This is a genomic window from Halomonas saccharevitans (genome assembly GCF_900116405.1).
GTDB lineage: Bacteria > Pseudomonadota > Gammaproteobacteria > Pseudomonadales > Halomonadaceae > Halomonas > Halomonas saccharevitans.
Window position 1 is genome coordinate 32,915 of record NZ_FPAQ01000006.1, and the last position, 23,582, is coordinate 56,496.

Here is a 23,582-nt window from a genome sequence, read left to right on the forward strand (position 1 = left end):
CCGGGCGGGGCGTCAGCGCGTCTTGCGCGCGGCGCGCTCGGCGCGCACCGCCTTGGGATCGATCTTGAGCGGCCGGTAGACCTCGACGCGATCCCCCGCCTTCAGGCGCTGGGCGTCGGGATCGCGCAGCAGTTTGCCGAAGAGACCCAGGTCGGCATCGAGGAAGGTCGCCGGCGGAAGCTCCGGAAACCTCGCTTCCAGCCCGGCCATCGCGACCGCCTGCCGAGCCGTGGTGCCCTCGCTCACGGAAAGCGGCACGATGCACTGCCGCTCGGGCAGGGCGAAGGCCACCTCGATCTCGATCGCGCCCGGCGCCCTAGCGCCCATAGAGGCTGTCCGCGCGGCGGGTGAAGGAGTCCACCAGCTGCCCGGCGACCTGCTGGAAGAGCTTGCCGAAGGCCATCCCCAACAGGCGATTGGCGAACTCGAACTCCAGTTCGAGGCTGATCTTGCAGGCCCCCTCACCCATCGGTATGAACAGCCAGCGGCCACGCAGGCGCTTGAAGGGGCCGCTGACCAGCGACATTTCGATGCGCTCGGGTTCGATCAGGTCGTTGCGGGTGGTGAAGCTCTGCTCGATGCCGGCACGACCCAGGGTCATCTCGCCGATCAGGTGCGCGTCGTCACGCTCCAGCAGGCGGGCGTTCCGGCACCCCGGGAGGAATTCCGGGTAGCGCTCGAAGTCGTTGACCAGGTCGAACATGTCCTGGGGGGTGTGCCGCACCATGGCGGACCGATTGACCGTTGGCATTGAGCTCTCCGCTGACTTCACAGTGCCCAGGGCGTATCATGAGCGGTTATTTCAGGCCTTGAATGGTACCACGCTTCCCCCCACATCGAAGGGCAAGCGCCACCGGCAGATACAGGACACGAGGTTTCATGGCCAACAAGAAAGGCAAGAGCAAGGGTCCAGGCGGCAACGTCATCGCCCAGAACAAGAAGGCACGCTTCGAATACCATATCGACGAGAGCTTCGAGGCGGGCGTGGTGCTGGCCGGCTGGGAGGTGAAGAGTCTGCGCGCCGGCAAGGCGCAGCTCACCGACACCTACATCCTGATCAAGAACGGCGAGGCGTGGCTGCTCGGCACCCACATCACGCCGCTCAATACCGCCAGCACCCACGAGATCGCAGACCCCACGCGGACCCGCAAGCTGCTGCTGCATCGCAAGGAGATCGCCAAGATCTTCTCGCGCACCCAGGAGAAGGGCCACACCTGCGTGCCGCTCAAGCTCTACTGGAAGGACAACCTGGTGAAGTGCGAGCTGGCACTGGTGACCGGCAAGAAGCTGCACGACAAGCGCGCCACCGAGAAAGACCGCGACTGGCAGCGCCAGAAAGGGCGCATCATGCGCGAACAAACCAAGGCCTGAGGTGTCACAAGCCCTAGCATCCTGTTAGGATGCCCAAGTACGGGGGCGACACGGTTTCGACGCCGGTGACAATCCCTGAGGTGCATGCCGAGAGCGTGATGTATCTCGTAAATCCAACATCACGACTAAATAGTCGCAAACGACGACAACTACGCTCAGGGCGCGCTGGCAGCTTAAACGCCGCTAGCTTCTAGCCCGGCCCGAAGGCAATGTGCCCATTCATTGCTGACGGGATATGAGCCAGGACTGATGGGATCGCGATAGGTGGTGTCCTCTCGCCTGTCGTTAAACCTGACGAGGAATCGCGTTGCTGGATCCTGGTCGTCGGAGCCAGTAGCGTTAAATCAAATGACGAAACTAAGCATGTAGAGCCAATGGGTGCGTGCCGGCGGACGCGGGTTCAATTCCCGCCGCCTCCACCAAACAGTCGACGAATCAAGCGCCTACGGGCGCTTTTTTCGTTTCTGACCGCCCATCACTAGCGCCTCAACGCCCGACGCATCGCTCACCGCTAGGCGACCCATCCGCCGTCACGCGCCCTGCTCGACGCTGCTGCCGCGCTCGGCGGTGACGCTGGGCGCTTCCTCGAAGCGGCTTCGATAGGCCCGGGTGAAGTGCGCTGGCTGGGTGAAGCCGGTCGCCAGGGCCGCCTCAGTGACCAGGCAGCGGCTATCGGCCAGCAACTGGCGCGCCCGGTCCAGGCGCATGCCCAGGTAGCACTGACGTGGCGTCTCGCCGAAGTGGCGCTGGAAGAGCCGCGTCAGCTGGCGCTGAGACTGCCCCGCCAGCCGACACACCTCGGGGATCGGCAGCGCCTGGACCAGGTTGGCCTCCATGACCGCCAGCGCTCGCACCACGCTGCGCGGCAGGTCCCAGTAGCGGTGCCGCGGGGCGCCGCCCTCGCCGCGCCCCCGCTCGTGCACCAGCTGTCGACCCACGGCGTCGGCCAGGGCGGGCCCGTAGGCGCGCTCGATCCACTCCAGCATCATGTCAATGCTCGCCGCCCCGCCGGACCCGGTCATCCGCGTGGCATCGAACTCATAGCGCACCGGGCTGATCTCCAGCTCCGGAAACTCGAGGCGGAAGGCCGGCACGCTCTCCCAATGCAGCGCCACCCGGCACCCCTCCAGCACCCCCGCCCGGGCCAGGATGAAGGGCGCGGTGTCCAGCCCGCCCAGCCAGCCGCCGTGGGCGGCGATGCGCCGCAGCACGGCCCGATCCTGGAAACGCACCGTCGCCTCTGCCTCGTAGGAGGAGACGACCATCAGGCGCGCGCTGTCCTCCAGCGACTCCAGCGGGCCGTCCACGTCGATACGCACTCCGTTGCTGGCCACCACCGCCTCGCCGTCCGCCGACAGCAGCCGCCAGGCGAAGAGATCGCGGCCGAAACGGTTGGCCACGCGCAGCGGCTCCAGCAGGCAGAACAGGGTCAGCATGGAGAAGCGCGGCACCAGCCACACATCGAGGGTGTATTCGGCCTGCTCCGGAGTGAGCAGGGGCGGGGAATCGGGGCGCGGATAGGGCCAGGCGCCGTCGGGAGCATCGATCATGGCCAATAGAGTCAAGCCTGAGGCTAATTTAATCAAGTCATAGTCGTCGCAGGCGGTTATGGTTGAGCGCGACCCCGAAGCACAGTCCGTGGAGACGCCGCCATGACACATGTCACACCCCTGGCCAATAACCGACGCCTGGTCATCGACCACCACGGCCGGACCCGCGAATTCGCCGCCCTCTGGCTGCGTGAGCGCTGCCCCGATGCCGAGACCCTGGACCCGCGCACCGGACAGCGACTGATCGAGGCGGCCGAGCTGCCGCTCACCCTCGCCGTGGAGTCGGCCGAGGTCCGCGACGGCGCACTGCGCCTACGCTTCAGCGACGGGCATCACGGCGTCTTCGATCTCGACGCGCTGGTGAACGACGCGCCGAGCGACCCGCCCCAGCGACTCTGGGATGCGGCCAGCGCGCCGCGCCCCGAGGCCGACTTCGCCGCCGCCGTGGAGGACGACGCGGCCCTGCTCGGCATGCTCGAGGCGCTGCATCGCGACGGCTTCGTGCTGGTCTCCGGCGTGCCCACCGAGGAGCACGGCATGCAGCCGCTGATCGATCGCATCGGCCCGCTGCGGCGCACCAACTGGGGCGGCATCGCCGACGTCAAGTCGGTGGCCGACGCCTACGACCTGACCATGACCCAGCGCGGCCTGGAGCCGCATACGGACAACCCCTATCGGGACCCCATCCCCGGCTACATCTGGCTGCACTGCCTGACCAATGCCGCCGACGGCGGCGACAGCACCCTGGCCGACGGCTTCATGGCCGCCCGCCTGCTGCGCGAGCGCGACCCGGCGGCCTACGACTGCCTGACCCGCGTCACCCCGGGCTTTCGCTACCGCGACGACACCACCCACCTAGAGGGCGAGGGGCCGCTGATCGAGCTGGACAGCCAGGGCGAGCCGGTCCGGGTGCGCTACTCCAACCGCACCGAGCGCGTGCCGGCCCTGCCCCCCGAAGAGCTGGAGGCCTACTACGCCGCGCGCACGGCGTTCTATCGCCTGATCACCGGCGAGGAGCTGACTCTGCACCTCAAGCTCGACCCGGGCCAGATGCTGATCATGGACAACTACCGCCTGCTGCACGGCCGCAGCGCCTTCCAGCTGGCCGGCGGCGTACGCCACCTGCGCCAGGGCTACGTCGACCGCGACAGCACCGCCAGCCGCCGCCGGATACTGCGCCACCAGGCCACCCCCGCCCCGACCGCTGGAGACCCCGCATGAACCAGGCCACCTTCCGCCACTTCGGCGAGGCACGCCGCGACGACTGGGCGCTGATCGACGCCCGCTTTCGCGACTACGTCGCCGATGCCCCGCGCCGGGTGCTGGCCCACCTGCACAACCTGGCCGGCGACACCCACGGCTATCCGGTGGATCGCTACCAGCACAGCCTGCAGACCGCGACCCGGGCGCTGCGCGACGGCGCCGACGAGGAGATGGTGGTCTGCGCGCTGCTCCACGACATCGGCGACGACCTGGCCCCGGCCAATCACGCCGAGATCGCCGCGGCGATCCTCGAGCCCTTCGTCGATCCGCTCAACGCCTGGATGATTCGCCACCACGAGCTCTTCCAGGGCTACCACTACCGCCACTTCTTCGGCCAGAACCCCCACGCCCGGGAACAGTTCCGCGACCACCCCGCCTACGCGCGCACCGTGCGCTTCTGCGACGACTGGGACCAGGCGAGCTTCGACCCCGACTACGACACCCTGCCCCTCGAGCACTTCGTGCCCATGGTGGAGCGGGTGCTGGGCCGCCCGGTGCGCGGCGGCCTGCCTGATCTTGTCAAAGAGCCGGTGGATGAGCCGGTGGATGAGCCGGTGAAAGCGTCGGCGAACGGGGAGGCGACCCCATGAGCCAGACCTGTGCCCGCCAGCTGCTGCGCCTGCTGGAAGCCTATGGCGTCGACACCGCCTTCGGCATCCCCGGGGTGCACACCATCGAGCTCTATCGCGAGCTGAGCGAGAGCCGCCTGCGCCACGTGACCCCGCGCCACGAGCAGGGCGCCGGCTTCATGGCCGACGGCTATGCCCGCGCCAGCGGCCGGCCGGCGGCGTGCTTCATCATCTCCGGCCCCGGGATGACCAACATCGCCACCGCCATGGGCCAGGCGCTGGCCGACTCGGTGCCGATGCTGGTGATCTCCAGCGTCAACCGCCGCCCGACCCTGGGCCGCGGCCAGGGGCGCCTGCACGAGCTGCCGAGCCAGCAGCAGACCCTGGCCGGGGTCAGCGTCTTCAGCCACACCCTGCACGACCCCGAGGCGCTGCCGGAGATTCTGGCCCGGGCCTTCGCGATCTTCCGCGGCGCCCGGCCGGGCCCAGTGCACATCGAGATCCCCATCGACCTCTTCGATGCCGAGGTCCCCGCGCTCGCGCCGCGCCCCGTCGAGGTGTTCCCCCCGGCACCGGCCCCCGCGGCCATCGCTCGGGCCGTCGACTGGCTGGCAGGCGCCGAGCGTCCGCTGCTGCTGCTCGGCGGCGGCTGCGTCAGCGCCCCCGAGGCCGCCATCTCGCTCGCCGAGCGCCTCGACGCCCCGACCCTGACCACCATCAACGCCAAGGGCGTGCTGGGCCAGGACCACCCGCTGGATCTGGGCGCCACCGCCAGCCTGCCCGCCGCGCGTCGGCTGGCGGCCGAGGCCGACGTGGTGCTCGCCATCGGCACCGAGCTCGGCGAGACCGACTACGACCTGGTGTTCGATGAGGGCTTCAGGCTCGATGGCCGGTTGATCCGCGTCGACATCGATCCCCAGCAGCTGGGCCGCAACCAGGCGACCGATCTGGCGCTGGTCGCCGACGCCGGCGAGACCCTCGCGGCGCTGGTGGCGAAGCTGCCCGAACCCGGCCAGCGCGACGGCGGCGCGCGCGCCGCGGCCGTGCGCCAGGAACTGGCACTCGCCGAGGACCCGGAACTCGCGCCCTACGTGCCGCTCTTCGCCACCCTGCGCGAGGCGCTGCCCGACGCCGTGGTGGTCGGCGACTCCACCGGCCCCGTCTACGCCGGCAACTTCCTGGCCGCCATGCCGGCCCCGCGGCGCTGGTTCAACGCCGCCACCGGCTTCGGCACCCTCGGCTACGGGCTGCCCGCCGCCCTGGGCGCCGCCCTGGCCCAGCCGGAGCTGCCGGTGGTCGCGCTGGTCGGCGACGGCGGCCTGCAGTTCGTGCTCGGCGAGCTGGGCACCGCCCGCGATCTGGGTCGGCCGCTGGCGGTCGTGGTCTGGAACAACGACGGCTACGACGAGATTCGCCGCTACATGTCGGCAAGCGACGTGCAGCACGTGGGCGTCGACCTGGCCGCGCCGGCCTTCAGGGACCTGGCCTCGGCCTACGCCTGCCGCTACGCCGCCATTGGCGACCCGGCCGGGCTGCACGCCGCCCTCGCACGCCTCGACGGCGCCGACTCGCCGCTGATCATCGAGGTGGATGCCGCCGCCTGGGCCGCATCGGCATAACGCCGCCCGCGGCACGCCGCTACCCCCGGGCCGGGCCCCCGGGGACAACGATAATCAGCCCTGACGATAACTGGCCCTGACGATAAGGAGACGTCTGCATATGGATACCAAGACGCGAAGCACCCTGACCCTCATCAACGGCCTGACCCTGATCACCGGCCTGGCCCTGACGGCGCCGGCGCTCGCCGCCGACCGCGACGACCGCCTGCGTCTGGTGGTGCCGCCCTGGCCGGGGGTGACCGTGAAGAGCGAGATCCTCGCCCAGCTGATCACGCCGCTGGGCTACACCGCCGAGCAGCAGCAGCTCAGCTCGACGGTCGGCTACAGCACCCTGCAGAGCGGCGACAGCGATGCCTTCCTGGCCGGCTGGCTACCCGCCCAGCAGGAGAGCTACGACGCCGCCATGGCGGCCGGCGCCATCGTCGACCTGGGCAACAACGTCACCGGCGCCCGCATGGGCTTCGCCGTGCCGAGCTACGTGGTGGAGGCCGGCATCACCAGCGCCGAGCAGCTCGCTGACCCCGAGATCGCCAAGCGCTTCGACCGCACCGTCTACAGCATCGAGAGCGGCTCCACCGTGACCGACATGCTCGACGCCGCGATCGAGACCGACACCTACGGCCTCGGCGACTGGGACGGCATGGCCTCCTCGACGCCGGGCATGCTCGCCGAGGTCAAGGCCGCCGTGGCGGAGGAGCAGTGGATCGTCTTCTACGGCTGGACCCCGCACTGGATGGTGCCGGAGTACGACACCCGCATCCTCGACGACCCGGCCGGCGTCTACGGCCCGGATAACGGCCGCAGCGACGTCAAGACCATCGTCGCCAAGCCCTACGCCGAGGCCAACCCCAACCTGGCCCGCCTGCTCGACCAGTTCGAGCTCACCGCCGCCCAGCAGAGCGACATCATCCGCGAGTACAGCCTGGAGGAGCGCGACGTCGAGGCGGTGGCCCGGGAGTGGCTGGCCGCGCACCCCGAGCGCCTCGCCGCTTTCCTTGAGGGCGTCGAGACCCGCGACGGCGGCGACGCCCTGGCCGCCGTGGAGGCGAGCCTGTGAGTACGCCCCGCGAGACCGAGGCCGGCGTGCGGCGCGACCTGGCGGCCGCCTATCGGCTGATCGCCCTGGACGGCATGGACGACGGCATCTCGACCCACATCTCGGCGCGGCTTCCCGATGAGGCGCCGAGCGGCGAGGGCCAGAAAGAAGAACGAGAGCGCTTCCTGCTCAACCCCTTCGGCCTGCGCTTCGAGGAGATCCGCGCCGATGACCTGGTCACGGTTGCCGCCGACGGCACGGTGCTCGACGACCCCACCGGGCTCGGCATCAACCCGGCCGGCTTCACCATCCACAGCGCCATCCACGCCGCCCGCCCCGAGGTGGCCTGCGTGCTGCACACCCACACCGTGGCCGGGGTCGCCCTCTCCTGCCTCGCCGAGGGACTGCTGCCGCTCAACCAGTGGGCGCTGCAGTTCCACGACCGCCTGGCCTACCACGACTACGAGGGCATCGCGCTGGACCTCGACGAGCGCCAGCGCCTGACCGATGACCTGGGGCCCCACATGGCCATGGTGCTGCGCCAGCACGGCCTGCTGACCTGCGGGCGCAGCGTCGGCGAGGCCTTCCTGCGCATGCGCGACCTGGAGCGCAGCTGCCAGACTCAGCTCGCCGCCCAGGCCACCCGCCGCGAGCTTCTCGCCGTCTCGCCGGCGATGGCCGAACACGTGGCCCGCCAGTATGAGGCCTGGGCCGAGAGCCCGGCGGGCACCGCCCTGGCCTGGCAGGCCGAGCGGCGCCGGCTGGCGCCGCACTCCGACTCCCCCGACACCGACCGAGGCTGAGCTTTCGATGCGCTATTCCCAACTGACTAACCGGATCGCCGGCGAGGGTGCCGCGGCCTGGGACATCCACTACCGAGCCCTGGCCCGCCAGGCCGCCGGCGAGGACATCACCGTGCTCTCGGTGGGCGACCCCGACTTCACCACCCCGGCGCCGATCATCGACAGCGCCGTCGCGAGCCTGCGCGCCGGCGCCACCCACTACGCCGACGTGCAGGGCAAGCTTTCGCTGCGCCAGGCCATCGCCGACGGCTATCGCCGCCAGGGCCTCGAGGTGGGGCCGGAGCACGTCATCGTCATGGCCGGCGCCCAGTGCGGCCTCTACGCCGCCGCCCAGTGCCTGCTCGATCCGGGCGACGAGGTGCTGGTCCCGGAGCCCAGCTACGTCACCTACGAGGCGGTGCTGCGCGCCACCGGCGCCGAACTGGTACAGGTCCCGCTGCGCGGCGAGGCGGACTTCCGCCTCGACCCGGCGGCCCTCGAGGCGGCCATCACCCCGCGCACCCGGGCGCTGCTGCTCAATAGCCCCCACAACCCCACCGGCCAGCTGATCGACGCCGAGACCTGGGAGGCCGTCGCCGCGCTGTGCCGCCGCCACGACCTATGGCTGATCTCCGACGAGGTCTACGCCGAGCTGATCTACGAGGGCGAGCATGTCTGTCCCGCCATCCTGCCGGGCATGGCCGAGCGCAGCGTGGTGATCAACAGCCTCTCCAAGTCCCACGCCATGACCGGCTGGCGGCTGGGCTGGGTGATGGGCCCGGAGCCGCTGATCGGCCACCTGAGCCACCTGGCGCTGTGCATGCTCTACGGCTGCCCGGACTTCATCCAGGACGCGGCCTGCACCGCCCTGACCGCGCCCCCCGCCGAGCTCAAAGAGATGCGCGAGGCGTATCGCGTGCGTCGCGACGCCGTCTGCGAGGCGCTGGCCGAGAGCGCCGCGGTCAGCGCGATCCGTCCGCCGGCGGGGATGTTCCTGATGGTCGACATCCGCGCCACGGGCCTCTCCTCCCAGGCCTTCGCCGACCGCCTGCTCGACGAGGAGGGCATCTCGGTGCTCTCCGGCGAGGCCTTCGGCCCCTCGGCGGCCGGCTTCGTGCGCCTCAGCCTGACCGTCGGCGCCGAGCGGCTCGCCGCCGCCAGCCGCCGCCTGGCCGCCTTCGCCGAACGCGCCCTGGCATCCCTGTCACCGACCCCGGCCTCGGAGGCCGATTGCCTATGACGTCATCGTTCGAACCCTCTTCCCGTCCCCAGGCCGCCGCCCCCGCAGTGGCGGCCCACCACCTGATCAAGCACTTCGGCGACCTGGAGGTGCTCAAGGGCGTCTCCCTCGAGGTCGACGAGGGCACCGTCACCTCCATCATCGGCTCCAGCGGCTCCGGCAAGAGCACCCTGCTGCGCTGCATGAACCTGCTGGAACGGCCCGACCGGGGCGAACTGGCGATTGCGGATGAGGCGATTCGCTTCACCCGCAATCCCCAGGGCGACATCGTCGGCCTGGACCGGCGCCAGCTGCAGCGGCTGCGCGCCAAGGTGACCATGGTCTTCCAGCAGTTCAACCTCTGGCCCCACCTCAGCGTGCTGGGCAACGTCATCGAGGCCCCGATGCGGGTCAAGGGGCTCTCCCGGCGCCGGGCCACCGCCATCGGCGAGCACTACCTCGAGCGGGTCGGCATGGCCGATCGCCGCGACGCCTATCCCGCCTTCCTCTCCGGCGGCCAGCAGCAGCGGGTGGCCATCGCCCGTGCCCTGGCCATGGAGCCCCGCCTGCTGCTCTTCGACGAGCCCACCTCGGCGCTGGACCCGGAACGGGTCAACGAGGTGCTCGGGGTGATCCGCGACCTCGCCGACGAAGGCCGCACCATGCTGCTGGTCACCCACGAGATGCACTTCGCCCGGGAGGTCTCCGACCAGCTGGTCTACCTCGACCAGGGTCGCATCGCCGCCTCGGGGAGCCCGCAGGACGTCTTCGATGATCCCCGCTGCCGCCGCTTCGTCGCGCCGGCCGCCTGAACGCTCCACACACCACAACGACAGGAGAAGATCATGACATTCCCCCTCAAGAGCGCCATCGCCGCCGCCACGCTGAGCCTCGCCGTGACCGCCCAGGCCAGTGAGCCCCTCAAGGTGGGCATCTCCGGCGAGCCCTACCCGCCCTTCACCTTCAAGGCCGCCAGCGGTGACTGGACCGGCTTCGAGGTGGATCTCGCCCTCGCCCTCTGCGACGCCATGGGCCGCAACTGCGAGATCACGCCCACCGGCTGGAGCGGCATCATCGCCTCGCTCAACGCCGAGCGCATCGACATGATCATGAACTCCATGTCGATCACCGCGAAGCGCCAGCGGGTCATCGACTTCACGCGTCCCTACTACTTCACGCCCGGCGCCTACGTGGCCGCCGACGAGCGTGAGATGAACAGCCCAGAGGACCTCGACGGCCTAGTGATGGGCGTCCAGGCCGCCACCACCAACGCCACCTACGCCCGCCGCGCACTGCGCGACAGCGGCGTGGACATCCGCCTCTACAACCAGGCCGAACAGGTCAACAACGACCTGCTCTCCGGGCGCCTGGACGTGATCCTGGCCGACGAGATCGCCATGCTGCAGTTCCTCGATCGCGACGAGGCCGAGGGCTTCGAGATCAAGGCCACCGCGCCGCGCCACGCGGCCTACGGCGAGGGGGTCGGCATCGGCCTGCGCCAGGCGGACGACGAGCTCGAGGCCTCGCTCAACGACGCCATCGCCACGGTGATCGAGGACGGCACCTGCGCCAGCCTCTCCGAGCAGTACCTGGGCACCGACGTCTGCGTCTACGACTGAGCCTCGCGCCAGTCGCCGCCCCGACGCCACCCGCGTCGGGGCGCTTCGTCACGTGACCAAGGACACCATCGACCATGACTTCCATGACACCGGAGGGGCTCGGCGACTGGGCCGGCCCCATCCTCGCCGGGGCCCTGACCACGGTACAGATCGCCGTGCTGGCCTACGCCATCGGCCTGCTGCTGGGGCTGCTGGGCGCCGGCGCCAAGCTGAGCCCCTGGGCGCCGCTGCGCGCCCTGGCGGGCGCCTACTCGACGCTGATCCGCGCCGTGCCGGAGCTTCTGCTGATCATCCTGCTCTACTACGCCGGCGCCCAGGCGCTGGACGCCCTGCTGGCGAAGCTCGGCATGGCGGGCGCGGTGAAGATCACCGGCTTCGCCACCGCCGTCGGGGTGCTGGCCTTCGTCCAGGGGGCCTACATGACCGAGGTCTTCCGCGGCGCCATACTGGCCATCCCACAGGGGCAGCTGGAGGCCGCCGACGCCTACGGCTTCTCGCGCTGGACCCGCTTTCACCGCATCGTGCTGCCGGCCATGCTGCCCAATGCGCTGCCGGGCATGTCCAACCTGTGGCTGATCCTGATCAAGGACACCGCGCTGATCAGCGTGATCGGCTTCAACGAGCTGTTCTTCACCATCCAGCAGGCCGCCGCCAGCAGCCGCGCCTACTTCCTGTTCTACGCCGCCGCCGGGGTCATCTACCTGCTGATGACCCTCTCCTCCACGGCGCTGTTCGCCCGCCTCGAGCGCCTGGTACGCCGCGGCCAACCCACGGAGGCCTGAGATGGACTTTTCCTGGCTGAGCGATCCCTTCTATCAGGAGTATCTGTGGGAGGGCTTCGTCAACACCCTGTGGCTGCTGGTGGTCTCGGCCGCCGGCGGCCTGTTCCTCGCCGTGGGCGTGGCCCTGGCCCGCCTGCGCGGCCCCCGGCCGCTGGCCTGGCTGGCCCTGGCCTTCACCACGGTGATCCGCGGCACCCCGCTGCTGGTGCAGCTGTTTTTCTTCTACTACGGCGTGGGCCGTCTGCTGGAAGGCGTACCGGGCATCCGCGAGAGCGTCTTCTGGCCGCTGCTGCGCGATCCCTTCTTCTTCGGCGCCCTGACCTTCATGCTCAGCGTCGGCGCCTACTCCGGCGAAGTGATCCGCGGCGCCATGCAGAGCGTGCCCCGGGGCGAGCTGGAGGCCGGCCGCGCCTTCGGGCTCTCCGGCGTCCAGGTGCTCGCCCGGCTGTGGCTGCCGCGGGCCATCCAGCTCTGCCTGCCGACCCTGACCGGCGAGATGATCCTGCTGCTCAAGTCGGTACCGCTGGTCTCCACCATCGCGCTGATGGACCTGCTGCAGGCAGCCAACATCATTCGCGACGAGACCTTCCTGATCTACGAGCCGCTGCTGCTGATCGCCGGCATTTACCTTGCCACCACCATCGTGCTGACCCTCGGGCTGCGCGTGGTGGAGCTGAACTTCCCCGGCATGCGGCCGACCCGGCGCCGCTGGCTGCCGATTCGCTGAGCACGAGAGGCCCTATGAACTCCCTGACCGAGCACTCCCTGACCGAGCAGTTCATCGACAATGCCTGGGTGCCGAGCCGGGCCGAGACCCGCCACCCGGTGGTGGACCCCTACCATGAGACGGTGATCGCCGAGGTCACCGCCGGCGACCCGGCGGACGTGGAGGCGGCCGTGGCCGCCGCGCGCCGCGCCCTGCCCGGCTGGCGCGCCACCCCGGAGCGTCGGCGAGGCGAGCATCTCGACGCCATCGCCGCCGGGCTCGAGGCGCGCCGCGAGTCGCTGGCCGCGCTCTCGAGCCGCAATAACGGCAAGCCCCTGCCCGAGGCGCACCAGGACCTCAGTGATGCCATCGACTGCTACCGCTACTACGCCGACCAGGCCCGCGCCCTGGGCGAACGCCAGGGCCAGGCCGACGCGAGCGGCCTTCCGGGCCTCTCGGCCCGGCGCTACTGGGATCCCGTCGGCGTCGTGGGCCTGATCACCCCCTGGAACTTCCCGCTGGTCAGTAGCGCCTGGAAGCTCGCCCCGGCGCTGGCCGCCGGTTGCACGGTGGTGTTCAAGCCCTCCGAGGTCACCCCCCTGCCGGAACGGGCGCTGGCCGAGCTCGTGCTCGAGGCGGGCCTGCCGGCCGGGGTGGTCAACCTGCTGCACGGTGACGGCCAGGGCATCGGCGCGCCGCTGAGCCGGCATCCGGGCATCGACAAGCTCTCCTTCACCGGCAGCAACGCGGTGGGCGAGGCGGTGATGCAGGCCGCCGCCCACGGGGTGCGCCCGGTCTCCCTGGAGCTCGGCGGCAAGTCGCCGATCGTGGTCACCGAGGATGCCGATCTCGCCCAGGCGCGGGACCTGGTGATGGCCGGCATCTGCTACAACGCCGGTCAGATGTGCTCCGCCACCAGCCGCCTGCTGGTTCACGAGCGGCTGGCGGATGCCCTGTTCGACGCCATCGACGAGGCCATGGGCGCGCTGCGCCTGGGCGATCCGCTGGCGACCGAGACCGACATGGGCCCGCTGGCCAACGCCGTGCAGCGCGACCGGGTGCAGGGCTTTCTCCTCCAGGCCGAGCGGGAGGCGCTTGCCAGCGCCACCCCCGTCCTCGAGCCGCCCAAGCACGGCTGCTTCGTGGCGCCGCGCCTCTATCGCGACGTGCCGACCGACAGCCGACTGTGGCGCGAGGAGATCTTCGGGCCGCTGCTCTGCGCGCGGCGGGTGGCCAATGATGAGGAGGCCATCGCCCTGGCCAACGACAGCGACTTCGGCCTGGCGGCCACCGTGGTGGCCGGCTCCCCGGCCCGGGCCGAGGCGATCGCCCGGCGCCTGGAGGCGGGCAACGTCTGGTGCAACTGCGACCAGGTCGCGCCGCCCCACGCCAGCTGGGGCGGCATGAAGCGCAGCGGCATCGGCCGCGAGCTCGGCCCGGCGGGGCTCGACGCCTACCTGGAGCCCAAGCGCATCACCCGCCCGACGGCGGACTGAGGCGCGCGCCAGGGTCCCGAGGCTGCCATGGCCGTGGCGACGCCCCCGGCACGTCGCCACGCTCACGACCTAGCCTTTGGTATGAGGCGGACCGCGAAAAGCACTTGCCCCCGACTCGCTTCGACGCCATCATCGCGCACTCGCGCCGACCTTGCGGGGCTCGGCGCGTTAGGTCGACCGGGGTGGCATCGGGTCCGGGCTCGCAGACGCGGTCCATCGACCGATAAGACCCTATCATCGTTGAACATTTCTCGATCTGGATTCGAAACCCCATGAGCAAAGTCCTGATTGTCGGCGCCGGCGGCGTCGGTGGTGTCGTTACCCACAAGTGCGCCCAGCATCCCGAGGTCTTCTCCGAGATCTGCCTGGCCAGCCGCAACCAAGACAAGTGCCGCGCCATCGCGGCGCAGCTGGACCGCCCCATCCAGACGGCCCAGGTCGATGCCGATGACGTCGAGGCGCTGGTCGCGCTGATCGAGTCCTACCAGCCGGACCTGCTGATCCACGTGGCCCTGCCCTACCAGGACCTGACCATCATGGAGGCCTGCCTGCGCACCGGCGTCCCCTACCTCGACACCGCCAACTACGAGCATCCCGACGAGGCGAAGTTCGAGTACAAGGAACAGTGGGCCTTCCAGGAGCGCTTCGCCAAGGCCGGCAACATGGCCACCCTGGGCTGCGGCTTCGACCCCGGCATGACCAACATCTACTGCGCCTGGGGCCAGAAGAACCTGTTCGACGAGATCCATCACATCGATATCCTCGATGCCAACGGCGGCGATCACGGCTACCCGTTCGCCACCAACTTCAATCCCGAGATCAACATCCGCGAGATCACCGCCAACGGTCGCTACTGGGAAGAGGGCGAGTGGAAGGAGACCGCGCCGCTGGCCGAGAAGCGCACCTTCGACTTCGACGGCATCGGCGAGAAGGACCTCTACCTGCTCTATCACGAGGAGCTCGAGTCCCTCTGCCAGAACATCACGGGCCTGAAGCGCATCCGCTTCTGGATGACCTTCTCCGAGCAGTACCTCACCCACCTCAAGGTGCTCGAGAACGTCGGCATGACCAGCATCGAGCCGATCGAGTTCGAGGGGCGCCAGGTCACCCCGCTGCAGTTCCTCAAGGCGGTGCTGCCGGACCCCGCCTCGCTCGGGCCGCGCACCAAGGGCAAGACCAACATCGGCGTGATCCTCGACGGCATCAAGGACGGCAAGCGTCGCAAGGTGCACATCTACAACATCTGCGACCACGAGGCCTGCTATCGCGAGGTGCAGTCCCAGGCGGTCTCCTTTACCACCGGCGTGCCGGCGGTGACCGGTGCCATGCTGATGCTCGAGGGCCTGTGGAAGGGTGATGGCGTTTACAACGTCGAGCAGCTCGACCCGGACCCCTTCATGGATCGCATCGGCGACATGGGCCTGCCGTGGCAGATGGTCGAGCTCGACCCCGACGCCGACCCACTGGCCTGATCGACGATGGTGGATACGCCCGACTTCGACGTGACGGCCTGCCCCTCGCCGGCCTATGTGGTAGACGATGCCCTGCTGCGCGAGAACCTGGAGCTGCTCGAGCGGGTCCAGGCTGAGAGCGGGGCGCGCATCCTGCTGGCGCTCAAGGGCTTCGCCCTGTGGGATGCCTTCCCGCTGGTCAGCCAGTACCTGGTGGGCACCACGGCCAGCGGCCAGGACGAGGCGCGCCTCGGCGCGGAGACCTTCGGCGGTGAGGTGCACGCCTACTCCCCGGCCTTCAGCGAGGCGGAGATGGCGGTGGTGCTGCGCTACGCGGACCACCTCAGCTTCAACTCCCCGGCCCAGTGGCAGCGCCACCGCGCGGCCGTGGCCGAGGCGCCGCGCACGGTCTCCTGCGGGCTGCGGGTGAACCCGGAGTACTCCGAGGGCAAGGTCGCGCTCTACGACCCCTGCGCGACGGGCTCGCGGCTCGGCATCCGGGCGGCGGAGCTCGAGGGCGTGGAACTCGCGGGCCTCGACGGCCTGCACTTCCACACCCTCTGCGAGCAGGACAGCGACGCCCTAGAGCGCACCCTGGCGGCCTTCGAGGAGGCCTTCGGCCGCTATCTCGCCGATCGCAAGTGGGTCAACTTCGGCGGCGGCCACCACATCACTCGTCCCGACTACGACGTCGAGCGGCTGGTGCGGGTGATCCGCGACTTCAAGGCGCGCCATCCGCACCTCGAGGTCTACCTGGAGCCCGGCGAGGCGATCGCGCTCAACACCGGCTACCTGGTCTGCACGGTGCTCGATATCGTCGAGAACGACGGCGCCATCGCCATCCTCGACACCTCGGCCACGGCGCACATGCCCGACGTGCTGGAGATGCCCTACCGGCCGGAGATCATCGGCGCGGGCGAGCCCGGCGAGAAGGCCCACACCTATCGCCTGGGCGGGCTGACCTGCCTGGCCGGCGACGTGGTGGGCGAGTACAGCTTCGATGCGCCGCTCTCGATCGGCGATCGCCTGGTGTTCACCGACATGGCCCACTACACCATGGTCAAGACCACCACCTTCAATGGCATGCGCCTGCCGTCGATCTGCCGCATCGACGAGGCGAGCCGCGAGGTGCGCACGGTGAAGACCTTCGGCTACGAGGACTACCGGCAGCGGCTGAGCTGACGCCGTCAGATTCCTCGAGGCAGACACTACGGGCACCTTCGGGTGCCCGTCGTCGTTTGGTCCGCCCCATCGATGGCGGTCGCCCGCGGCGCACCCTTTCCTCGCATCTCCGTTTCGCGCATGGTAGCGACACCATGCCACCGCGAAAGGAGTCTCCATGACCCAGGTCTTCAAGTTCGGCGGCGCCTCGATCCAGGACGCCGAGGCCATCCGCCACCTGGGCGAGCTGCTCGCCCGCTTCCCCGAGCGTCCGCTGGTCGTGGTGGTCTCGGCCATGGGCAAGACCACCAACGCCCTGGAGGCGTTGCTCGCGGCGGCCAGGGGCAGCGACGACGCCGACTACCGCGAGCGCCTCGCGGCCCTGCGCCGCGACCACCTCGCCACGGTCGAGGCGCTGTTCGGGGAAGAGGCCGAGCCGGTGGCGCGCCGCATCAAGGCGCTCATCGATGAACTCGACCGGCGCCACCGCGCCCATGCGCACCGCGAGCGGCCCTTCCACTACGACCAGACGGTGTGCTTCGGCGAGCTGCTCTCCACCACCATCGTCGCCGCCTGGCTCGAGGAAGCGGGCCTGGCCAGCGAATGGCGCGATGCCCGGGAGCTGATCGTCACCGACGGTGATCACCAGGCGGCCAACGTCGACTGGGCGGCCACCGCCGAGCGGGTGCGCGGCCTGGACTTCGACGACGGCAGGCTCCGCGTCACCCAGGGCTTCATCGGCGCCACCCCCGAGGGCACGGCGACGACCCTGGGGCGCGAGGGCTCGGACTACTCCGCGGCGATCCTCGCCCACTGCCTGGACGCCGAGGCCGTCACCATCTGGAAGGACGTGCCGGGGCTCTTCAACGCCGACCCGCGCAGGGTCGACAACGCGGTGCAGCTCGAACGGATCTCCTACGACGAGGCGATCGCGCTGGCCTGGCACGGCGCCACGGTGATCCATCCCAAGACCCTGGCACCGCTTCAGCAGCGGGCGATCCCACTGACCGTGCGCTCCTTCCAGGATCTCGAGGCGCCGGGCAGCACCATCGCCGAGGATGCCCGCCGCGACGGCGAGGTGCCCGCCGTCATGTTCTGCGAGGATCAGACGCTGCTGGAGATCCGCCCGCGGGACTTCGCCTTCATGGACGAGGCTCGCCAGCACGACATCCTCGGCCGGCTGGTGGCGGCCGGGCTGCATGCCGGCCTGATCGATGCCGGGGCCATGCGCCTCTCGCTGTGCCTGGATAGCCATCCCGCCCGCCTGGAACCCTTCGTCCAGTCGCTGAGTGTCGACTATGCGGTGACGCGCAGGGACGGCCTGACCCTGGTCAACGTGCGCCACGGCGACGACGCCCTGCTCCGCGCCCTCGGCGAGGGGCGCGAGTGCCTGGCCGAGCGGCGCAACGCCGATACCGCCCAGCGGCTCTACCCCGCCGGCCAGTGCCCGGCGACCTGGCACCTGCCCGACTGAGGTGCGCCCGGGGCACGCTCCCGGAGTGACCTGGGAGCGGCCGGCGACGCCCTAGCGCGTCGCAGCCGCCTGCATGGCCAGGGCGGTGTCCAGCATGCGGTTGGAGAAGCCCCACTCGTTGTCGTACCAGGCCATCACCTTGACCAGCCGGCCGTTCACCCGGGTGTGGTTGGCGTCGAAGGTCGAGGAGTGCGCATCGTGGTTGAAGTCGATGGAGACCAGCGGCTGGGCGTTGACCGCCAGCACCGGGGAGGCCTCGGCGGCCCGGGCGACGATCGCGTTGATCTCCTCCCGGCTGGTGTCGCGGCTCGCGGTGAAGGTCAGGTCCACCAGCGAGACGTTGATCACCGGCACGCGCACCGCCAGGCCATCGAACTTGCCGGCAAGCGCCGGCAGCACCAGCCCCACCGCCGCCGCGGCACCGGTCTTGGTCGGGATCATCGAGTGCGTCGCGCTGCGGGCCCGGTAGGGGTCCTGGTGGTAGACGTCGGAGAGGTGCTGGTCGTTGGTGTAAGCATGTACCGTGGTCATCAGGCCGTTTTCGATGCCCACCGCCTCATGGAGCGCCTGGGCGACCGGCGCCAGGCAGTTGGTGGTGCAGGAGGCGTTGGAGACGACCTCGTGCTCGGCGGTAAGCACGCCCTCGTTGACACCAAAGACCACGGTGGCATCGGCATCCGGGCTCGGCGCGGAGATCAGCACGCGCCTGGCCCCGGCCGCGAGGTGCCGGGCGGCGTCCGCCCGCTGGGTGAAGAGCCCCGTGCACTCCATTACCAGATCGACCCCCAGGGCCTGCCAGGGCAGCGCGGCGGGGTCCCGCTCGGAGAGGATGGCAATCCGCTGGCCATCCACGCTCATACTCTCCTCATCGTGGTCGACGGCGAAGGAGAAGTGGCCATGCACGGTATCGTGGCGCAGCAGGTGTGCGTTCATGGCCGGGTCGCCGAGATCGTTGATGGCGACCACCTGCACGCGGTCGCGATAGCCGTTCTCGAAGAGGGCCCGGAGCACGTTGCGGCCGATGCGGCCAAAGCCGTTGATGGCGATCTTGAGCGTCATGAGATGATTCTCCTTGGTCCGGTGCGTTCGGTGATCTCGACCCTCTGGGGTTAGAACGCCCCGGGACGTGAACGTTGTGTCTGGCGAGGCCGTCGCGCTCTTCCCGGCGCGTCGAGCCACGCATCGCGTGCCCTAAATGTGGACCAGCTCTCCCGGGGGCTCAAGGATTTTTAAGTAATTTTACAACATTGACCGCAACACCCGACACGATGCTTCACTGCCATTCGGATCGCCGCCCCACGAAGCTATTACGACCCATTACCGCCTTAAAACCAGCATGCAAGGAACAGCGACGCATCCCCTGGCACGCCTGCAGACACGGCACCAAGTAGTAAACTTACCTTTAAAGCGTTATCGTCATCGTTGGAACGCCCCCTTCCGAGGAGCATCGAGATGTCACATCGACCGCCGCGTAACGTAACGCGCACCCTGCCGGCCAAGAAGCGCATCGCGCTGGTAGCTCACGACGGCAAGAAGGATGAACTGCTGGAGTGGGTGGGCCGCTGGCAGGCGATCCTGGCCGGGCACCAGCTGGTCGGCACCGGCACCACGGCAGAGCGCATCTCGCGCCAGCTGGGCCTCGCGGTGGAGGGCCTGATGAGCGGCCCGCTGGGTGGCGACCAGCAGATCGGCGCGCGCATCGCCGAGCAGCGCCTCGACCTGCTGATCTTCTTCTGGGATCCCTTCGCGCCGCAGCCCCACGACCCCGACGTCAAGGCGCTGCTGCGCCTGGCGGCGCTGTGGAACGTCCCGGTGGCCTGCAACGCGGCCAGCGCCGACTTCATGGTCAGCTCGCCCTGGCTCGACCGGGACTACGAGATGAACATCCCCGATGCCGGCGCCTGGGTGTCGTCGCGCACCGACTGAGCCGCCCGGCGCGGCGACGCCCGATCGTGTGCCGTCAGGCCCGCGCCGCCGCCCGCTGGCCGATGAGATGTCCCAGCCAGGCCGCCACCAGCCACAGCGGCACGCTCGCCAGCACATAGCCCAGCGACAGCCAGGGGCGACCGACCTGAAGCAGCCTTAGCGTCTCGAGGCCGAACAGGGAGAAGGTGGTGAAGCCGCCGCAGAAGCCGGCGACCAGGAAGGGCTGCCAGCGCGCTGCCCGGCCGTGGACCCGGTGGGCGGCGAAGGCGGTGAAGGCGGCGATCAGCCACGAGCCCAGACCGTTCACCAGCAGCGTGGCCCAGGGGAAGGCCGGCCCGGCCAGCGCGACCCCGACGAGATAGCGCAGCATCGCCCCCAAGGCGCTACCGAGCCCCACGGCGCCGTAGGCGCGCCAGGCGATCAAGAGAGCCCGCCCGACAGCCAGGCCCCCGCCAGCAGCGCGGCGAACCCCGCCACCAGGGTCGTGAGGACGTTGACCAAGGCGGCGGCGCGGCGGCCCTGACGGGCGAGGGTCAGGGTCTGCAGGCTGAACGAGGAGACGGTGGTGTAGCCCCCCAGCAGGCCGATGGCCGCAAGCGACCACGCCGGTCCCGAAGCCGTCGGCTCCAACAGGCCGGCAAGCAGCCCCATCAGCAGGGCGCCGCTGAGGTTGACCGCGAGGGTGCCCCACGGCAGGCCGGCGCCCAGGCGACGCGCCACGACGTCCCCCAGCGCCAGGCGTGCCATGCCTCCCAGGCCCCCGCCGGCCGCCACGGCCAGCAGTGTCAACGAATCGATGCTCATCCCTTCCCCACGACGCCCACGCAAAAAAAAGCCACCCTAGAGGGTGGCTAAGAGTATCGCATGCTTGCCTTGCAGGGGGCAGCGACCTCAGGCCGCTGCTATAGAGCAATGTTGGCAGATAGCGAGCATGATGTACAATAATTGTACATAAAAATATCCCCACAGCCTCCGGGTCGTGATCACGGCGCCAAACCCGTACCATGCCGATGATGCACCGCTTCCCTGACATCCCATCGCCAACGCCCCGAGAGACGGAGATCACTGCGTGAATCCTATGCGAGCCCTGACAGCCCTGTGCGGCTGGCTGCTGCTGGCCCTGGTGGCCTTCGCCGGCCCGGCCCAGGCACAGCAAGCCGATACCGGCGGCGAGCCGCCGGCCTACTCCACCCTGGCCGACCTGCTCGAGAACGCCGAGAGCCGCCAACAGCTGATCGACCAGCTGCGCGGCCTGGCCGCCGCCGAAGCCCCACGGGCCGAAGCGGCCGCGGCGGCCTCCGAGCCCTCCCTGCCGCGCCAGCTGGCCCAGGCCACCAGCCGTATCGCCGGCGAGATCGGCACCCAGCTGGCCAGTGTGATGGACGCGGTCGGCGGCCTGGTCGCGGGCAGCGCCGAGGCGACCGCCAGCTTCGACATGGAGGCCTTCAGCGAGGCGGCGATCAACCTGGGCCTGGTGATACTCGCCACCCTCGCGCTGTTCCTGATCATTCGCCGGCTGGCCAAGCCGGTCTTCACGCGCATCAGCCAGTGGTCGCTCACCGACCAGGGACTCAACCCGGTGCTGCGCCTGGTGCTCTGCGTCGCGCTGGCCGCGCTGATCGACGTGCTGGTGGTGGCGCTCGCCTACGTCGGCGGCAACCTGGTCGCCACCTTCGCCGTCGGCGAGGCCGGCGAGCTCTCCACCCGGGCCTCGCTGTTCCTCAACGCCTTCCTGGTGATCGAGCTGCTCAAGGCGGGGGTGCGGATGCTGTTCTCGTCACGCTACGAGGGGCTTCGCCTGCTGCCGATCGCCGCCGACGAGGCCTCCTACTGGAACCGCTGGATCGCCCGGCTCATCGGCCTGGTCGGCTATGGTCTGATGGTGGTGGTGCCGCTGATCAGCGCCTACCTGGCCCCCACCTTAGGCCAGAGCATGGGCACACTAATCATGATCGCCGCCTTCGTCTATGCGGTGGCGGTGGTGCTGCGCAACCGCAAGCGACTGCGTGACGCCCTCAACCGCAAGGCACGGCAGACGACCATGGCCGCCAGCCGGGTCTCTCTGCAGCTGTTCGCCCGCACCTGGCACCTGTTCGCCCTGGCCTACTTCGTGATGGTGCTGGTACTCACCCTGACCCGCCCCGCGGACGCCCTGCCCTTCGTGCTCTTCGCCACCCTCAAGACGCTGGCGACCGTGGTGGTGGGCATGCTGGCATCGACCTTCCTGACCCAGACCATCGGCCGCCAGATCCGGGTCTCCGACGACCTGCGGCGCAAGCTGCCGCTGCTCGAGCCACGCCTCAACAGCTACGTGCCCAACGCCCTGCGCGCCGTCCGCGTGCTGATCCTGATCACGGTGACCATGGTGGTGCTGAGCGCCTGGGGCGCCTTCGATCTCACCGGCTGGTACGCCTCCGAGGCCGGCCGCGACCTCGTCGGCAAGACGGTCAGCGTGTTCGTGATCCTGGCGGTGGCGGCGGCAGCCTGGCTGGGGCTCGCCAGCCTGATCGAGCATAAGCTCAACCCCGAGACCGGCGGCGGCGTGCCCTCGGCCCGGGCCCAGACCCTGCTGGCGCTGTTCCGCAACGCCCTGGCCATCGCCCTGGTCACCATGACGGCGATGATCGTGCTCTCCGAGATCGGCATCAACATCGGCCCGCTGATCGCCGGTGCCGGCGTGCTGGGCCTGGCCATCGGCTTCGGCGCCCAGAAGCTGGTCCAGGACATCATCACCGGCATCTTCATCCAGGTCGAGAACGCCATGAACACCGGCGACGTGGTCACGGTGGGCGGCATCACCGGCACGGCCGAGAAGCTGAGCATCCGCTCGGTGGGCATCCGGGACCTGTCCGGCACCTACCACATCGTGCCCTTCTCCAGCGTCGACACCGTCTCCAACTACATGCGCGAGTTCGGCAACCACGTCGGCGAATACGGCATCGCCTACCGCGAGAGCATCGACGAGGCCATCGAGCAGCTCAAGCTGGCCTTCGAGGACCTCAAGGCCAGCGACGAGCACGGCCAAAAGCTGCTAGAGCCGCTCACCGTGGCCGGCGTGGTGGCACTGGCCGACAGCTCGGTGAATATCCGGGTGGTCATCAAGACCACGCCCGGCGACCAGTGGGCCGTGGGGCGCGCCTACAACCGCCTGGTCAAGCTGCGCTTCGACGAGGCCGGCATCGAGATCCCCTTCCCGCACACCACGCTGTACTTCGGCGAGGACAAGCAGGGCGGCTCACCGGCGGCCAACCTGCGGCTGCTGGACGCCGCGTCGCGTGGCCGACCCTCCGATGCCGCCCACGGCGACGATACCCGCCACGGCGTCCAGGAGATCGCCGATGCCGACCATCGCCAGCCCAACGACAGCGAGGTCTAGGCGCCCACCGCCAGGCGCCCGCGGGCGCCTGCCTTCCCGACAGCGGGGTCGCCTTCGGCGGCCCCGCTGTCGTTTTATCGGGCGGCTGGGCGTCGCGGCGGACCGGCCACGACATGTCGTGGCGTCGCGCCGGGCGCGGCAGAGCCCCAAGGCGACGCGATCGATCATCGACGCGCCGACGA

23 protein-coding genes and 1 other RNA gene are annotated in these 23,582 nt (G+C 69.7%); 18 read left to right on the top strand and 6 right to left on the bottom strand.

The features are described 5' to 3' along the window. Nucleotides 1–12: 12 nt before the first annotated feature. Both BM388_RS04345 and BM388_RS04350 read right to left on the bottom strand, forming a co-directional pair. Nucleotides 13–327 carry an RnfH family protein gene (locus BM388_RS04345; RefSeq protein ID WP_089847590.1) on the bottom strand — a complete coding sequence of 105 codons (315 nt, stop codon included), beginning with the start codon at nucleotides 325–327 and terminating at the stop codon, nucleotides 13–15. Next, complete coding sequence (locus BM388_RS04350) at nucleotides 317–751, bottom strand: type II toxin-antitoxin system RatA family toxin (RefSeq protein WP_089847592.1); 435 nt, start codon at nucleotides 749–751, stop codon at nucleotides 317–319. Before BM388_RS04350 ends, BM388_RS04345 begins: the two co-directional genes overlap by 11 nt. A 128-nt stretch (nucleotides 752–879) precedes the next feature. Here BM388_RS04350 and smpB point away from each other — a divergent pair, with 128 nt between their 5' ends. Beyond that, complete coding sequence (gene smpB, locus BM388_RS04355) at nucleotides 880–1,371, top strand: SsrA-binding protein SmpB (protein WP_089847594.1); 492 nt, start codon at nucleotides 880–882, stop codon at nucleotides 1,369–1,371. A 41-nt stretch (nucleotides 1,372–1,412) separates the two neighbouring features. Continuing rightward, nucleotides 1,413–1,793: a transfer-messenger RNA gene (gene ssrA / locus BM388_RS04360) on the top strand. Between the two features lie 108 nt (nucleotides 1,794–1,901). Here the strand turns inward: ssrA and BM388_RS04365 are convergent. Continuing rightward, nucleotides 1,902–2,921 (bottom strand): GlxA family transcriptional regulator, encoded by a 1,020-nt coding sequence (locus BM388_RS04365; RefSeq protein ID WP_089847596.1) that lies wholly within the window; start codon nucleotides 2,919–2,921, stop codon nucleotides 1,902–1,904. A gap of 102 nt (nucleotides 2,922–3,023) precedes the next feature. On the opposite strand from BM388_RS04365, the gene tmpA reads away from it, so the two are divergent. From tmpA to BM388_RS04435, 14 genes are all read left to right on the top strand, one after another. Continuing rightward, a complete protein-coding gene (tmpA, locus tag BM388_RS04370; protein WP_089847598.1) occupies nucleotides 3,024–4,142 on the top strand; it encodes a 2-trimethylaminoethylphosphonate dioxygenase in 1,119 nt (372 codons plus the stop codon). Continuing rightward, nucleotides 4,139–4,774 (top strand): HD domain-containing protein, encoded by a 636-nt coding sequence (locus BM388_RS04375; protein ID WP_089847600.1) that lies wholly within the window; start codon nucleotides 4,139–4,141, stop codon nucleotides 4,772–4,774. The genes tmpA and BM388_RS04375 overlap by 4 nt, the downstream gene beginning before the upstream one ends. Continuing rightward, nucleotides 4,771–6,372, top strand: a complete 1,602-nt coding sequence (locus tag BM388_RS04380) for a 5-guanidino-2-oxopentanoate decarboxylase (RefSeq protein WP_089847602.1) — start codon at nucleotides 4,771–4,773, stop codon at nucleotides 6,370–6,372. Before BM388_RS04375 ends, BM388_RS04380 begins: the two co-directional genes overlap by 4 nt. Before the next feature lie 100 nt (nucleotides 6,373–6,472). Next, nucleotides 6,473–7,429, top strand: coding sequence for an ABC transporter substrate-binding protein (locus BM388_RS04385; RefSeq protein WP_089847604.1), 957 nt, complete (start codon nucleotides 6,473–6,475; stop codon nucleotides 7,427–7,429). Continuing rightward, nucleotides 7,426–8,211 carry a class II aldolase/adducin family protein gene (locus BM388_RS04390; RefSeq protein WP_089847606.1) on the top strand — a complete coding sequence of 262 codons (786 nt, stop codon included), beginning with the start codon at nucleotides 7,426–7,428 and terminating at the stop codon, nucleotides 8,209–8,211. The genes BM388_RS04385 and BM388_RS04390 overlap by 4 nt, the downstream gene beginning before the upstream one ends. Before the next feature lie 7 nt (nucleotides 8,212–8,218). Beyond that, nucleotides 8,219–9,430: a pyridoxal phosphate-dependent aminotransferase gene (locus BM388_RS04395; RefSeq protein WP_089847608.1), complete on the top strand. Its 1,212-nt coding sequence runs from the start codon at nucleotides 8,219–8,221 to the stop codon at nucleotides 9,428–9,430. Further along, on the top strand, nucleotides 9,427–10,221 hold the full coding sequence (locus BM388_RS04400; RefSeq protein WP_089847611.1) for an ATP-binding cassette domain-containing protein: 795 nt from the start codon (nucleotides 9,427–9,429) through the stop codon (nucleotides 10,219–10,221). Before BM388_RS04395 ends, BM388_RS04400 begins: the two co-directional genes overlap by 4 nt. 33 nt (nucleotides 10,222–10,254) lie before the next feature. Further along, entirely contained in the window at nucleotides 10,255–11,028 is a 774-nt protein-coding gene (locus BM388_RS04405; protein WP_089847613.1) for a transporter substrate-binding domain-containing protein, read from the top strand. 74 nt (nucleotides 11,029–11,102) lie between these two features. Continuing rightward, nucleotides 11,103–11,810: an ABC transporter permease gene (locus BM388_RS04410; protein WP_089847615.1), complete on the top strand. Its 708-nt coding sequence runs from the start codon at nucleotides 11,103–11,105 to the stop codon at nucleotides 11,808–11,810. Between the two features lies 1 nt (nucleotide 11,811). Beyond that, a complete protein-coding gene (locus BM388_RS04415) occupies nucleotides 11,812–12,537 on the top strand; it encodes an ABC transporter permease (protein ID WP_089847617.1) in 726 nt (241 codons plus the stop codon). A 14-nt stretch (nucleotides 12,538–12,551) separates the two neighbouring features. Then, a complete protein-coding gene (locus BM388_RS04420) occupies nucleotides 12,552–14,012 on the top strand; it encodes an aldehyde dehydrogenase family protein (protein WP_089847619.1) in 1,461 nt (486 codons plus the stop codon). 272 nt (nucleotides 14,013–14,284) lie between these two features. Next, complete coding sequence (locus BM388_RS04425; RefSeq protein ID WP_089847620.1) at nucleotides 14,285–15,484, top strand: saccharopine dehydrogenase family protein; 1,200 nt, start codon at nucleotides 14,285–14,287, stop codon at nucleotides 15,482–15,484. A 6-nt stretch (nucleotides 15,485–15,490) separates the two neighbouring features. Beyond that, complete coding sequence (gene nspC, locus BM388_RS04430; protein ID WP_089847622.1) at nucleotides 15,491–16,645, top strand: carboxynorspermidine decarboxylase; 1,155 nt, start codon at nucleotides 15,491–15,493, stop codon at nucleotides 16,643–16,645. Between the two features lie 157 nt (nucleotides 16,646–16,802). Then, a complete protein-coding gene (locus tag BM388_RS04435) occupies nucleotides 16,803–18,098 on the top strand; it encodes an aspartate kinase (protein WP_089847624.1) in 1,296 nt (431 codons plus the stop codon). A gap of 51 nt (nucleotides 18,099–18,149) precedes the next feature. On the opposite strand, the gene gap is transcribed toward BM388_RS04435, so the two are convergent. Beyond that, a complete protein-coding gene (gene gap / locus BM388_RS04440) occupies nucleotides 18,150–19,157 on the bottom strand; it encodes a type I glyceraldehyde-3-phosphate dehydrogenase (RefSeq protein ID WP_089847626.1) in 1,008 nt (335 codons plus the stop codon). Between the two features lie 393 nt (nucleotides 19,158–19,550). Here gap and BM388_RS04445 point away from each other — a divergent pair, with 393 nt between their 5' ends. Next, nucleotides 19,551–20,024: a methylglyoxal synthase gene (locus BM388_RS04445; protein WP_089847628.1), complete on the top strand. Its 474-nt coding sequence runs from the start codon at nucleotides 19,551–19,553 to the stop codon at nucleotides 20,022–20,024. 34 nt (nucleotides 20,025–20,058) lie between these two features. Here BM388_RS04445 and BM388_RS04450 read toward each other — a convergent pair whose 3' ends face one another. Then, nucleotides 20,059–20,448, bottom strand: coding sequence for a fluoride efflux transporter FluC (locus BM388_RS04450; protein WP_089847630.1), 390 nt, complete (start codon nucleotides 20,446–20,448; stop codon nucleotides 20,059–20,061). Continuing rightward, nucleotides 20,445–20,828, bottom strand: a complete 384-nt coding sequence (gene crcB / locus BM388_RS04455; protein WP_089847632.1) for a fluoride efflux transporter CrcB — start codon at nucleotides 20,826–20,828, stop codon at nucleotides 20,445–20,447. The genes BM388_RS04450 and crcB overlap by 4 nt, the downstream gene beginning before the upstream one ends. Nucleotides 20,829–21,093: 265 nt before the next feature. Here crcB and ybiO point away from each other — a divergent pair, with 265 nt between their 5' ends. After that, nucleotides 21,094–23,400: a mechanosensitive channel protein gene (gene ybiO / locus BM388_RS04460; protein WP_425431904.1), complete on the top strand. Its 2,307-nt coding sequence runs from the start codon at nucleotides 21,094–21,096 to the stop codon at nucleotides 23,398–23,400. Nucleotides 23,401–23,582 lie beyond the last annotated feature (182 nt).

Coding starts and splice junctions, on each gene's coding strand:
- BM388_RS04385 (WP_089847604.1), top strand. CDS start 6,473: ATGGATACCAAGACGCGAAGCACCCTGACCCTCATCAACGGCCTGACC.
- BM388_RS04365 (WP_089847596.1), bottom strand. CDS start 2,921: ATGATCGATGCTCCCGACGGCGCCTGGCCCTATCCGCGCCCCGATTCC.
- BM388_RS04410 (WP_089847615.1), top strand. CDS start 11,103: ATGACTTCCATGACACCGGAGGGGCTCGGCGACTGGGCCGGCCCCATC.
- BM388_RS04420 (WP_089847619.1), top strand. CDS start 12,552: ATGAACTCCCTGACCGAGCACTCCCTGACCGAGCAGTTCATCGACAAT.
- BM388_RS04415 (WP_089847617.1), top strand. CDS start 11,812: ATGGACTTTTCCTGGCTGAGCGATCCCTTCTATCAGGAGTATCTGTGG.
- BM388_RS04405 (WP_089847613.1), top strand. CDS start 10,255: ATGACATTCCCCCTCAAGAGCGCCATCGCCGCCGCCACGCTGAGCCTC.
- BM388_RS04395 (WP_089847608.1), top strand. CDS start 8,219: ATGCGCTATTCCCAACTGACTAACCGGATCGCCGGCGAGGGTGCCGCG.
- tmpA (WP_089847598.1), top strand. CDS start 3,024: ATGACACATGTCACACCCCTGGCCAATAACCGACGCCTGGTCATCGAC.
- crcB (WP_089847632.1), bottom strand. CDS start 20,828: ATGAGCATCGATTCGTTGACACTGCTGGCCGTGGCGGCCGGCGGGGGC.
- BM388_RS04400 (WP_089847611.1), top strand. CDS start 9,427: ATGACGTCATCGTTCGAACCCTCTTCCCGTCCCCAGGCCGCCGCCCCC.
- BM388_RS04375 (WP_089847600.1), top strand. CDS start 4,139: ATGAACCAGGCCACCTTCCGCCACTTCGGCGAGGCACGCCGCGACGAC.
- smpB (WP_089847594.1), top strand. CDS start 880: ATGGCCAACAAGAAAGGCAAGAGCAAGGGTCCAGGCGGCAACGTCATC.
- BM388_RS04350 (WP_089847592.1), bottom strand. CDS start 751: ATGCCAACGGTCAATCGGTCCGCCATGGTGCGGCACACCCCCCAGGAC.
- nspC (WP_089847622.1), top strand. CDS start 15,491: ATGGTGGATACGCCCGACTTCGACGTGACGGCCTGCCCCTCGCCGGCC.
- gap (WP_089847626.1), bottom strand. CDS start 19,157: ATGACGCTCAAGATCGCCATCAACGGCTTTGGCCGCATCGGCCGCAAC.
- BM388_RS04435 (WP_089847624.1), top strand. CDS start 16,803: ATGACCCAGGTCTTCAAGTTCGGCGGCGCCTCGATCCAGGACGCCGAG.
- BM388_RS04445 (WP_089847628.1), top strand. CDS start 19,551: ATGTCACATCGACCGCCGCGTAACGTAACGCGCACCCTGCCGGCCAAG.
- BM388_RS04380 (WP_089847602.1), top strand. CDS start 4,771: ATGAGCCAGACCTGTGCCCGCCAGCTGCTGCGCCTGCTGGAAGCCTAT.
- BM388_RS04425 (WP_089847620.1), top strand. CDS start 14,285: ATGAGCAAAGTCCTGATTGTCGGCGCCGGCGGCGTCGGTGGTGTCGTT.
- BM388_RS04345 (WP_089847590.1), bottom strand. CDS start 327: ATGGGCGCTAGGGCGCCGGGCGCGATCGAGATCGAGGTGGCCTTCGCC.